General features: G+C 68.8%; 11 protein-coding genes and 1 pseudogene. 6 read left to right on the top strand and 6 right to left on the bottom strand.

What is annotated here, in order from left to right:
* Positions 1-3: 3 nt before the first annotated feature.
* From ACWPXE_RS06135 to ftsE, 3 genes are read right to left on the bottom strand one after another with little or no spacing between them, the layout of a single operon-like run.
* Positions 4-639 (bottom strand): YdcF family protein, encoded by a 636-nt coding sequence (locus ACWPXE_RS06135; RefSeq protein ID WP_454017089.1) that lies wholly within the window; start codon positions 637-639, stop codon positions 4-6.
* Between the two features lie 35 nt (positions 640-674).
* Positions 675-1,577, bottom strand: coding sequence for a cell division protein FtsX (locus tag ACWPXE_RS06130; RefSeq protein ID WP_454017088.1), 903 nt, complete (start codon positions 1,575-1,577; stop codon positions 675-677).
* A 22-nt stretch (positions 1,578-1,599) separates the two neighbouring features.
* Positions 1,600-2,280 carry a cell division ATP-binding protein FtsE gene (gene ftsE / locus ACWPXE_RS06125; protein WP_014198283.1) on the bottom strand — a complete coding sequence of 227 codons (681 nt, stop codon included), beginning with the start codon at positions 2,278-2,280 and terminating at the stop codon, positions 1,600-1,602.
* A gap of 219 nt (positions 2,281-2,499) precedes the next feature.
* Here ftsE and ACWPXE_RS06120 point away from each other — a divergent pair.
* Positions 2,500-2,592, top strand: a pseudogene (locus tag ACWPXE_RS06120) (zinc-ribbon domain-containing protein); the annotation flags it as partial.
* Positions 2,593-2,598: 6 nt separating this feature from the next.
* Positions 2,599-3,189, top strand: a complete 591-nt coding sequence (locus ACWPXE_RS06115; RefSeq protein WP_454017929.1) for a zinc-ribbon domain-containing protein — start codon at positions 2,599-2,601, stop codon at positions 3,187-3,189.
* 23 nt (positions 3,190-3,212) lie between these two features.
* Here ACWPXE_RS06115 and ACWPXE_RS06110 read toward each other — a convergent pair whose 3' ends face one another.
* On the bottom strand, positions 3,213-3,833 hold the full coding sequence (locus tag ACWPXE_RS06110) for a TetR/AcrR family transcriptional regulator (protein ID WP_014198285.1): 621 nt from the start codon (positions 3,831-3,833) through the stop codon (positions 3,213-3,215).
* A gap of 291 nt (positions 3,834-4,124) precedes the next feature.
* On the opposite strand from ACWPXE_RS06110, the gene ACWPXE_RS06105 reads away from it, so the two are divergent.
* The 3 genes from ACWPXE_RS06105 to ACWPXE_RS06095 all read left to right on the top strand — a co-directional run bounded on the left by ACWPXE_RS06105 (position 4,125) and on the right by ACWPXE_RS06095 (position 7,582).
* Positions 4,125-5,228 (top strand): HlyD family secretion protein, encoded by a 1,104-nt coding sequence (locus tag ACWPXE_RS06105; protein ID WP_454017087.1) that lies wholly within the window; start codon positions 4,125-4,127, stop codon positions 5,226-5,228.
* 53 nt (positions 5,229-5,281) lie between these two features.
* On the top strand, positions 5,282-6,967 hold the full coding sequence (locus tag ACWPXE_RS06100) for a DHA2 family efflux MFS transporter permease subunit (RefSeq protein ID WP_454017086.1): 1,686 nt from the start codon (positions 5,282-5,284) through the stop codon (positions 6,965-6,967).
* Positions 6,968-7,069: 102 nt separating this feature from the next.
* Positions 7,070-7,582, top strand: a complete 513-nt coding sequence (locus ACWPXE_RS06095) for a hypothetical protein (protein ID WP_237905227.1) — start codon at positions 7,070-7,072, stop codon at positions 7,580-7,582.
* A 12-nt stretch (positions 7,583-7,594) separates the two neighbouring features.
* Here ACWPXE_RS06095 and ACWPXE_RS06090 read toward each other — a convergent pair whose 3' ends face one another.
* Together ACWPXE_RS06090 and ACWPXE_RS06085 are read right to left on the bottom strand one after the other, a co-directional pair.
* Positions 7,595-7,978 (bottom strand): hypothetical protein, encoded by a 384-nt coding sequence (locus tag ACWPXE_RS06090; protein ID WP_040135007.1) that lies wholly within the window; start codon positions 7,976-7,978, stop codon positions 7,595-7,597.
* 107 nt (positions 7,979-8,085) lie between these two features.
* Positions 8,086-10,602, bottom strand: coding sequence for a sensor domain-containing protein (locus tag ACWPXE_RS06085; RefSeq protein WP_454017085.1), 2,517 nt, complete (start codon positions 10,600-10,602; stop codon positions 8,086-8,088).
* Positions 10,603-10,806: 204 nt separating this feature from the next.
* Here ACWPXE_RS06085 and recO point away from each other — a divergent pair, with 204 nt between their 5' ends.
* A complete protein-coding gene (recO, locus tag ACWPXE_RS06080) occupies positions 10,807-11,529 on the top strand; it encodes a DNA repair protein RecO (RefSeq protein ID WP_454017084.1) in 723 nt (240 codons plus the stop codon).
* Positions 11,530-11,540: the final 11 nt, after the last annotated feature.

Raw genomic sequence — 11,540 nt, 5'->3', positions numbered from 1 at the left:
TTGTCAGGATTCGATCAGCTTCTCAAGCGTGTAGCGAAGGCGCGTCACAATGTACTTGTTGTACTCGGTCATCAGCAGATTCGCCGTGCCCGGCCACAGCCACCAGTCGTTGAGATGCACGTTGGGGGAAGCGACGGGGTGGGGCACCACCTCGACCTGCGGGATCACCATGCGGAACTCCAACAGGCTGCGCATCATGTGGTAGTTGGCGGTGACCAGCCGCATTGAGGTGAAGCCCTGCTCGCGCAGCCAGTCCGCCGTCTCGTAGGCGTTGCCGATCGTGCTGTCCGCCGAATAGCCGAGCGTGATGCAGCATTCCATCTCGCCGGGGAACTGGCGGGAGCGCTTCAGCAACTCCTGCACCTCCAGCCCCTCGTAGACGCCGGAGACGAACAGCCGGTGCGCCCGCCCGTCGGCCAGCAGTTCAAGCCCGGTGCTCAGCCGGCCGCTGCCGCCGGTCAGCACCACGATGGCGTCGGTGTTGCGGGTGGCCTCGGCGCTGCCGGGTTGCGGCGGGCTGCGGGGGATCGACGCGGCGAACCAGAACAGCCCGCCGAGCCACGCCATCCCGCCCAGCATCGCCAGCAGCAGCAGCCGTCGCAAAGCCCGCAGGACCCGGGCGCGCCGCGAGTGGGCCATCCCTCAGCCTCCGGACGGACGGAGCGGGCGGGCGGTCACGGCATCGACTCCAGCGTGCGCAGCACCGTCCAGCGCGCGGTCAGCGCGGCCAGCAGGCAGGCGGCCAGCGGCACGGCGGCCAGCGCGGCGACGGCCCACCAGGGCGAGGTGGCGAGGTCGGGCAGCAGGCTGGCGTGAAGCCCGGCGGCGGCGTGGCCGATCCCACCCAGCGTGCCGGCGGCCAGCAGCAGCCCGGTCATGCCGCCGCGCAGGGTCAGGCCGATGACGTGCGATTCGAACTGCCGCGCCACGTAGCGGTCGGTTGCCCCCATCAGGTGCAGCAGCTCCACCACATGGCGGTGGATGGCGAGGCCGGAGCGCACGGCGAAGATCACCGCCATCACGCCCGCCCCGCCGATCAGCGCCACGATGCCCAGCGCCGCCAAGTGCATCGCTCCGGCGAAGCGGCGCAGGTCGGCCAGCCACACCGCGTGGTCGTCCAGCGTGGCGCCGGGGGCGGCGGAGGTCAGGCGCGCGGACAGCGCCGCCGTGTCCACCGGCCCGTTGGTCATCACGTCGATCAGCCGCGGCATCGGCAGCAGCGGGTCGGCGGCCTCCTTGCCCAGCCAGGGTTCGAGCAGCCGGCCGACGTCGCCGCTGGACAGGAGGCTGGCGGTGGCGATGCCGGGGGTAGCACGCAGAACGGTCAGCGCGGCCTCCGTCCGCTCCTCCAACGGGGCGGCCTGGGCGCTGTCGGGCAGCGGCATGATCTGCACCGTCAGCCCGCCGGCCAGACCGCTGTCCCAGCGCCGGGTCATGTCGGAGACGAGCAGCGCCCCGGCCAGCGCCAGCGCCGCCAGATAGACCATCAGCGCGGTCAGCCACATCAGGAAGCGCGAGGTCGGGTCCTTCGCCAGCGGCAGGTCGGAGTTTCGGCGGGTCAGTGGCGGCAGGGCCATGGCGTGTCTCCTTCCCTCCGCGTCACGCCCAGCGCGAGGCGTGCGCCGGCAGGACGTGCAGGCGCCCGTTCTCCAGCATCAGGCGCGGGTGCTCGAAGCGGCGGATCAGCGCCTCGTTGTGCGAGGCGATGACCACGGTGGTGCCCAGCTTGTGAAGCTCCTCGAACAGGTAGAGGAGGCGCATGCCGATGCCGTCGTCGACGTTGCCGGTCGGCTCGTCAGCCAGCAGCAGGCGCGGGCGGTTGATGACCGCGCGGGCGATGGCGACGCGCTGCTGCTGCCCGCCCGACAGGGTGGAGGGCAGGGAGTTCAGATGGTTGCCCAGCCCCACCCAGCGCAGGATTTCCGTGCAGTGCTCCACCACGTCGGACTCGCGCGCGCCGCCCATGCGCAGCGGCAGCGCCACGTTGTCGAGCGCCGAGAGATGGTCGAGCAGGGCGAAGTCCTGGAACACCACGCCGATCTGGCGGCGCAGCGCCGGCAGGTCGGTGCGCTTGACCCGCGCCATGTCCTTGCCGAACAGGGTGACCAGCCCGCGCGACGGACGGAGCGCCAGATACATCAGCTTCAGCAGCGACGACTTGCCGGCCCCGCTCGCCCCCGTCATGAAGTGGAACGAGCCGGGCGGCAGGGTGAAGCTGATGTCGCGCAGCACCTCCGGTCCGGTGCCATAGCGCAGTCCCACATTCTCGAAACGGATCACGGTCCCACCAAAGGCGCAACGGAAGGCCCCGGCGGCGTCCCGCCGGGTGCGCGGATGGACAATGCACCGGCAGGGGCCGGCGCGTCCACCGCTGTCCGCCTTGCCGCGCCCATTGCCTTGGTTGGAGCGGCCGCGCGCAGCGCCCGTGCGTTCCTTGCTTCACACCTCATGACTACCTATAAGGACAGTCTGCAAATTCGGTGACAACGATCGGCATCTATGATCATCACCTGCCCGGCCTGCGACACACGGTACACTCTTGCCGATTCGGCGGTTGGTCCGCAGGGCCGGAAGGTGCGTTGCGCCCAATGCGGCCACATGTGGTGGCAGTCGCCGCAGGACGATCCCGTCTTCCATCCCGATGCGGTGACCGAGTTCCACCCGGTCCCGCCGCCATCCTCCAAGACGCCGTCCTCCAAGACGAAGGCACCGGCCAAAACCCCGGCGGATCCCGGCGCCGGGCGCCGGGCGCTGGTCGGTTGGGGGGCCTTCGTGGCGGTGTTGCTGGCCATCGGTGCCGCCGGCTACTTCGGCCGCGCCACCGTGGTGCGGTTGTGGCCTCCGGCCGCGCTGTTCTACGAGACGGTCGGCCTGCCGGTGGAGCCGCCGGGCACCGGCCTCCAGCTTCAGAACGTCCGCTCGGAACAGAAGGCCGAGGACGGCAAGGCCGCTTTGCTGGTGGAGGGGCAGATCGTCAACGTCTCCGAGACGCTGCGTACGGTGCCGGCGCTGCGGGTCACCGCGCTGGGCGCCGACCGCCAGCCGTTGCGGAACTGGACCGTCGAGCCGATGCCGCCGCAGATCCTTCCCGGTGAGATCGCCACCTTCCGCGATGTCCAGGCGGACGCCGCCGGGGTGCTTGAGGTCATGATCACCTTCGACGGCAACACCCCCAATGGCGGTCGCTGAGGCGCGTGCCGGGCGCAGGCCCGTTATGGCGCGTAGCCCCGGATGATCAGGGAAACCGCGCCGTCGACGATCCGGGTCAACTGCTCCTCCGTCGGGCGTTCCGACAGGCACAGCATGAAGCGCAGATGCGTGTGCGACTTGACGAGTCCGACGAACTGCTCCGCCGCAAGCTGCGGGTCGGGGATGCGCAGCAGGCCGCGGCGGTCAAGGTCGGTCATGAAGGCGCTGATGTGCTCCATGGTGCGGGCCGGGCCGGCCTCGTAGAAGGCGCTCGCCAGCTCGGGGAAGCGGTGGGCCTCGCCGACCACCACGCGGTAGCCGGCCAGTGCCTGCGGCGACAGGATCAGCGTGACGAAATGGCGGGCGATCAGGCGCAGCCCGTCGGCCATGTCGAGCGCGCGCGCCTCCTCGCAGACGGCGGCCATCGCCTGCCCCTTGCATTCGCGGGCGACCATGACGCGGAACAGCTCGTCCTTGCTGCCGAAATGGGCGTAGAGCGTCGCCTTGGACACGTTGGCCGTCTTGGCGATGGCGTCCATGCTGACGGCGCCGTAGCCATGGTCCAGGAACAGCTTTCCGGCGGCCTCCAGGATCTGCGCGGGCTTCGATCCTGCCTCCGGGGTGGGGGCGACCAGCGTGCTCATGCGTTCCTCATGTCCTGAAGCCGGGTGTCCTGAAACCGGCCCTGCGTCCTGTTCTACCACGGTGCCGGCGGTGCTTGCGGGACTTCGTGCGCCGAGTCCCCGCTGCCGTAACGCGTTCCGCATTCAACCACAATCCCAAACGTTAAAACTAGACCGTTCAGTTCACTCTTGACAACAGGTAGGCCCGCGATCATCTTTTCGCAAGACTAAACTGAACGGTTCAGTTTCGGTGGGGCGGCGGCAAGCCGGACCGTGCCGGGCAAAGAACCGAAACGGGTGGGTTGGATCACGATGAAGGCCGTGCGGAAGATCGTTCTGTCGGGTGTTGCGGTGGCGGCGCTGGCCGGTGGCGGCTACGCCGGCTGGGAGTGGTGGACCGAAGGTCGCTTCTTCGAATCGACCGACAACGCCTATCTCCACAGCGACATCACGGTGGTGAGCCCCAAGGTGTCCGCTTATGTGCGCGACGTCCGGGTGGCGGAGAACCAGCAGGTCGCCGCGGGCGATGTTCTGGCGGTTCTGGACGACCAGGACTTCCGCGCCAAGGTCGCGGAGGCCGAGGCCAACGTCGCCGCGCAGAAGGCGGCGCTTGGCACCCTCGACAGCAAGCTGCAGCTCCAGAAGGCGATCATCGATCAGGCCGCCGCCTCGGTCGCCAGCGCCGAGGCCGAGCAGCGCCGCGCCCAGCAGGATTTCGACCGCACCCGCGCGCTCGCCAGCGACAGCTGGGCCAGCCGTCAGAAGTTCGAGACGGCCGACGCCGACCTGCGCAAGGCGACGGCGGAGACCGCCCGCAGCCGCGCCGCTCTGGTCGCGGAGCAGGATCAGGTCGGCGTGCTGAACGCCAGCCGCAGCGAGACCGACGCCCGCCTGCGTCAGGCGGAGGCCGCCCTGCAGACCGCGCGCAACGATCTGAACAACACGGTCATCCGCGCCCCGGTGGACGGGGTGGTCGGCAACCGCGGCGTCCAGGTCGGCCAGTACGCGCGTCCGGGCGTGCAGCTTCTCTCGCTGGTGCCGCTGCCCGACGTCTATGTGGTCGCCAACTTCAAGGAGACGCAGCTCGCCCGCATGCGTCCCGGCCAGCCGGTGACGGTGGAAGTGGACGCCTATCCGGACAAGCATCTGCTCGGCCGGGTGGAGAGCTTCGCCCCGGCGTCGGGTTCGCAGTTCAGCCTGCTGCCACCGGAGAACGCGACCGGCAACTTCACCAAGATCGTCCAACGCGTGCCCGTGCGGATCGCCCTGCCGCGCGACAGCGTGCTGTCCGGCCTGCTGCGCCCCGGCCTGTCGGTGGTCGCCGAGGTCGACACCCGCGGCGCCGAGGAGCAGCCGCACAACGCCGGCACCGTCATGGGCGCGCTGGTTCCCGGCCGCACGGTCGCATCGAAGTAAGCGCGCCCACAGCCGCTTTTGCATCAACCGTTTTCGTCCTGGAGAGGGCGACCATGACCGCCATCACCAACGACGACACGCCCACCGCCCGCAACGCCAATCCCCCGGCGGACGCGGGCGGCGAGACCGCCGCGTCCCGGCTCCAAACTCCCCCGCCCCCCGCGGGCCGGGGCGCGGCGGCTCCTTCCTCTTCCAACGCCGGGCCGCGCCCGGTGACCACCCGCGACTGGCTGGGCTTCCTGTCCATGGTTGTCGGGATGTTCATGGCGATCCTGGACATCCAGATCGTCTCCAGCTCCCTGTCGGAGATCCAGGCGGGCCTCGCGGCCAGCGCCGACGAGATCTCGTGGGTGCAGACCTCCTACCTCATCGCCGAGGTGGTGATGATCCCGCTGTCCGGCATGCTGGCGCGGATTCTCTCCACCCGCGTGCTGTTCACCATCGCCGCCGCCGGCTTCACCCTGACCAGCGTCGCCTGCGCCTTCACCTCCAGCATCGAATCGATGATCGTGTGGCGGGCGCTCCAGGGCTTCATCGGCGGCGCGATGATCCCGACCGTCTTCGCCACCAGCTTCTCCCTGTTCCCGCCGGAAAAGCGGGCCGGCGTGTCGGTGATGATCGGTCTGGTCGCCACCATGGCGCCGACGCTCGGTCCGACCTTGGGCGGCTGGCTGACCCAGAGCTTCTCCTGGCACTGGCTGTTCCTGGCCAACGTGCTGCCGGGCATCGCCGTGACCTCGCTGGTCTGGACGCTGGTCGACGTGGACAAGCCCAACCCGGCGCTGCGCAAGGGCTTCGACTTCATCGGTCTGGGGCTGATGGCCGCCTTCCTCGGCAGCCTGGAGTTCGTGGTCGAGGAAGGCCCGCGCCAGGACTGGTTCCAGGACGAGTATGTGGCGATCTTCGCGGTGGTCGCCGCGGTGTCCGCCGTCGGCTTCTTCTGGCGGGTCCTGACCTACGGCAATCCGATCGTCGAGCTGCGCGCCTTTCTGGACCGCAACTTCGCCATCGGCTCGCTCTACAGCTTCATCATCGGCATCGGGCTCTACGGGGCGGTCTATCTGCAGCCGCTGTTCCTGGCGCGGGTGCGCGGGCTGAACAGTTTGCAGATCGGCACGATCATGTTCGTGACCGGCGCCTTCCAGTTCCTGTCCGCCCCCATCGCCGGCGTGCTGTCCAAGAAGATGGACCTGCGGGTGATGCTGGCGCTGGGGCTGTGCCTGTTCGGCACCGGCGTCTGGCTGAACGCCCATCTGACCAACCAGTCCGGCTTCTGGGAGCTGTTCCTGCCGCAGGCGGTGCGCGGTCTGTCGCTGATGCTGTGCTTCATCCCGGTGAACACCATCGCGCTCGGCACCCTGCCGCCGGAGCAGCTCAAGAACGCGTCGGGCCTCTACAACCTGATGCGCAACCTGGGTGGCGCCATCGGTCTGGCGGCGATCAACACCGTGCTGTTGGAGCGGTCGGCCCTGCACATGAACCGGCTGGGCGACAACCTGAACCTCGCTCGCCCGCTGGTGCAGGAGACGCTGGACGGGCTGGCCGCCAAGTTCGACGGGCTGGTCGCCGATCCGCAGGCCGCCGCCATGAAGACGCTGGCCCGCATGGTCGAGCGCGAGGCGATGGTGCTGACCTTCAACGACTGCCTGCTGCTGATGGCCGGCGTGTTCTTCGCCGGGCTTCTGCTGATGCCGCTGGTGCGGCGGCCGGGCGGCAAGCCGGTCGCGGCGGATCACTGATCGCGGCTCGCCGCTCCGTTGTCGCGGTGAAGCGTCCCGGTGACCGGCGCCTGTCTTCGTGCTATAGGGCAGGCCGTCGCGTCGAGGGGTCTTTCCACCGTCATGAGCAAGCGCCAATACACCCGCGCCGAGGTCAAGGAACTGCTGTCCGCGCTGGAGCGCCAGTGCCGGGAAGCGTCGAAGCTCGCCCAGCTGGCCGAGCATGAGGCGAGCAAGCACAGTTTCGGCGCCTACCGCGAATTCCGCGACAAGGTGGGCGAGTTCCAGGCGCTGGTGATCCTGATCGAGCAGCGGTTGCGCAACCTCGTGGACACCCGCTCCGACGATCTGCGCGACCAGTTCGAGCGGCTGGACACGGTGATGCTGGCCCTTCTGGTGCGGGCCAGCATGCGCTTCTTCTTCGTGCTGTCGGCCAACCCGATCCTGCCGATGGGCGCCCGCGAGATCTTCGTGGCGGAGCTGCGCAGCCTGCACGACGCCCACGAGAAGCTGAAGCGTCCCAACTACGCCGGCAAGCTGGGCCAGGACCTGGAGCGCGATCTGGAGACCGCCTCCCTGATCCTGGAGGAGATCATCGACAAGGCGCCGAGCCTGCTCAACTTCCGCGGGGGATGACCGTGCCGGCGCTCAGCGCTGGATCAGGGCACTTTCCTTGCCGGACAGCACGAACACCTTGGCGTAGCTCTTGAGAAGCGCGTCGATCAGGGCGTTGACCTTCGGGCTGGACATGGCCCGGGGCTTGGCCGGATCGACATGGAGGACGCAGCTGTCCTTCACGTCGTTGAAGGCGGCCAAGGCGTTGATGCGGTCGGGCCGGAACTCGTCGGGGAAGTTCTCGTCCATCAGCCAGAAGCACTGGAAGTTCCGGCAGGATTGCGGACGCTCCTCATAGACGGTGCAGCCCTTGCCCTGGTCGCAGGACACGCACCACTTGGCCGAAGGCTTCTTCAGTTCGGGCACGCCCATCAGCTTGCAGCACAGCGTGCATTCTCCGCAGTTGCGGTCGGCCATAACGCAGAATCCCGATCTGTCCCGGTGAAAGAGCGCGGACACTCGCACAAAGAACGGTGCCGGGGAAAGTGTCCGTTGGATGGGGGCGGACGTGAGGATGCGGAGCCTTACGCCAGGCTGGGGAGGACCAGCGGTTCCTCCGCCTCGCGGAGCAGCAGCGCCTCGATGGCGTCGGCGGGGGCCGGGCGGGCGTAGAGATAGCCCTGCGCGTACTTGCACATGATGTCGCGCAGGAACTCCGACTCCATCTCGGTCTCCACGCCTTCGGCCACCGCCTCCATGCCCAGGATGGCGGCCAGCGTGGCGATCACCTGCACGATGGCGGCGTTGCCCTCGCCGGACGAGATGGCCTGGACGAAGCTGCGGTCGATCTTCAGCGTGTCCGCCGGGAACTTGTGCAGGTAGGACAGCGACGAATAGCCGGTGCCGAAATCGTCGATGGACAGGCGCACGTCCATGTCGCGGATGCCCTGCATCAGCACCCGGCACTTGGCGGGGTCCTTCATCAGCAGGCTTTCCGTGATCTCCAGCTTCAGGCTGGAGGGCGGGACCCGGCTTTCCTGGAGAACCTCGCTGACCAGCCCGATCAGGTCGTCGTCGCTGAACTGGCGGGAGGAAACGTTCACACTCATGAACAGCGGGGTGGAGCGCGGGAAGCGGGTCTGCCACTGGCCGAGCTGGCGCGCCGCCTCGCGCAACGCCCAGCGGCCCATCGGGACGATCAGCCCTGATTCCTCGGCCAGCGGGATGAACTCGCCCGGCGGGACCAGCCCGCGCTCGGGATGCTTCCAGCGCATCAGCGCCTCGAACCCGGCGATCTGGCCCGAGGAGAGGGCGACGATCGGCTGGTAGTAGAGGACCAGCTGATTCTGCTCCAAAGCCATGCGCAGGTCGGTTTCCGTGCGCATCTGGGCCATAGCCTGACGGCGCAGGTTGCTGTCGAAGACGTCGATGCGCGCCCGCCCGCCCGACTTGGCGCGGTACATGGCGAGGCTGGCGTCGCGCAGCATCTCCTCCGCCCGGTCGTAGCCGGAGACGCTGAGGGCGATTCCGATGGAGGCGGACAGCACCAGCTCGTGGCCGTCCAGCGCCAGCGGCCGCGCGACGGCCTCGCCCATGCGCTCCGCCGCGGACAGGGCGTCGCCCACATCGTCGATGCCGTCCAGCAGAACGGCGAATTCGTCCGCCGACAGGCGGGCCAGCGTGTCGCCCATGCGGCGGGTCTCGTCCAGCCGCTCGGCGATGGTCTTCAGCAGCCGGTCGCCGACGCTGGACCCCAGCGCGTCGTTGATCGACTTGAAACGGTCGAGATCGACGAAGATGACGGCGAAGGCCTTGCCGCCGGCCCGCCGGTTGCGGTCGAGCGCCTGGCCGATGCGGTCCAGCAGCAGGGTGCGGTTGGGCAGCCCGGTCATGCCGTCGTGGAAGGCGTCGAACAGGAGCTGCTGCTCCGCCCGCTTCTGGGCGGTGATGTCGGTCATCGAACCGGCGATTCGCACCGCCCGTCCCGACCCGTCCCGCACGGCGAGCCCGCGGACCAGCATCCACAGCTCGTCCCCGTCGGCGGCCTGGATGCGGAAAACGTGCTGGAGATGTTCGCGCTCGCCCGTCAGATGCAGGTCGAAGGCGGTGCGCAGCCCGGCCAGATCGTCGGGGTGCACGCGCTCGAACCATTCGCCGATGCGGTTGGACAGGCTGTCCATGGCAAAGCCGAGCATCGCCGCCCAGCGTGGGGAGTAATAGACCTCGTCCGTGTCCAGCCGCCAGTCCCACAGCCCGTCGTTGGCGCCCGCGGCGGCCAGCGCGTAGCGCTCCTCGCTCTGCAGCAGGCGTTGCTCGGCGGTCTTGCGGTCGGTGACGTCGGCCTGGCTGCCGACCAGCCGCACCGGCCGGCCCTGCGCGTCCAGAACAGCGGTGCCGCGGCAGGCCATCCAGCGGATGCCGCCGTCGGCGTGATGCACGCGGTACTCGATCTGGAAAACGGTGTTCTCGCCGCCCAGGGCGTCGAGCGCTTCGCGCAACGAACGGCGGTCGTCGGAATGGACGCGCTCCATCCATTCGTCCGGGCTGTTGCCGATGCTGCCTTCCTCAAGCCCGAGGAGCGACAGCCAGCGCGGCGAATAATAGGCGGTTCCGGCGTCGAGATCCCAATCCCACAGCCCGTCATTGCTGGCCGCGGCGGCCAGCGCGTAGCGCTCCTCGCTCTTGCGGAGCTGGGCTTCGGCGTGCTTGCGGTCGGTGATGTCGGCGACCGACCCGACCAGACGCACCGGATCGCCCGATTCGTCGGGCACCGCCATGCCGCGGCAGACCAGCCAGCGCCAGCCGGAGTCGCCATCGTCCGGCGATAAGCCGGCTCCGGCACGGCGGACTCGGTGTTCGATCTGGAAAGGAAGCGAGACGCCGACCATCTGGCCTTCAAAGGAGGCGTAGAGCCAGTCGATGTCGTCGGGGTGGACGTGGTCGAGCCAATCTTCCGGGCGATTGATCTCGCCCGGCGGCAGTCCGAGAAACTCCTTGAAGCGGGGAGACAGGAACATCGTATCGTTGCGAAGGTCCCAGTCCCACACGCCCTCGGAGCCAGCTTTCTCGGCCAGCAGATATCGCTCGATCGTGCTGCTCAAAGCCCCCTCACCGCCGCGGCGCGCCCGCATTCCGTCACTCGCAACATAGTGCCCGAATGGTGAATGAGAAATGAAGCCCTGTTGCGAAGGATTTGCGCCATGCTGGCGGAAAGCGTGACCGATCCCGCCTTGCGGGCACTCCGGGGTATGCCTGGGCGCCGCGGGCGAGCCTCGCAGGTCCCGTCAACGTAAGGAAGCAGGCCTATGGAGTGGTCCGATCAGGGCGTCGTGCTGTCGGCCCGGCCGCATGGCGAGACCTCGGCGGTCGTCACCCTGCTGACGCGTGACCACGGGCGGCACGCCGGCATGGTGATGGGCGGGCGGTCCAGCCGCACACGGGCGGCGCTGGAGCCCGGCACGCTGGTGTCGGCGCGCTGGCGCGGGCGCCTGCCGGAGCATCTGGGCAACCTGACGCTGGAGGTGGTGCAGGGCTATTCCGCCGCCTTTCTCGATGATCCGTTGCGACTCGCGACCCTGACCGCCGCCTGCGCGCTGGCCGAGGCCGCCCTGCCGGAGCACCAGCCGTACCCGGCGCTGTTCGACGGGCTGCTGGCCCTGTTCGGCCTGCTGGGCGGCGACGCCTGGGCCGAGTCCTACGTGCGGTGGGAGGTCGGGTTGCTGGCGGAACTCGGATTCGGGCTGGATCTCGACCGTTGCGCGGTCACCGGAGCCAACGATTACCTCGCCTATGTCAGCCCGCGCACCGGGCGCGCGGTGTCGGCCTCGGCCGGAGAACCCTACCGCGACCGGCTGTTGCCGCTGCCCGGATTCCTGATCGGTCTGGGCGGCGGCGGGCCGCAGGCGGTGGCGGAGGGACTGCGTCTGACCGGTCATTTCCTGGAGCGCCATCTGCTCAACGGCCCGCTGCCGCCCGCAAGGCTGCGATTAAGAGAACGTTACGAGAACGCTGTGGCGCGTGGCCGCTAGATTTGGTATCC

This window comes from Azospirillum sp. Marseille-Q6669 (assembly GCF_965111635.1).
The sequence above is the reverse complement of the archived record's forward strand: the minus strand, read 5'-3'. Positions and strand labels throughout refer to the sequence as shown.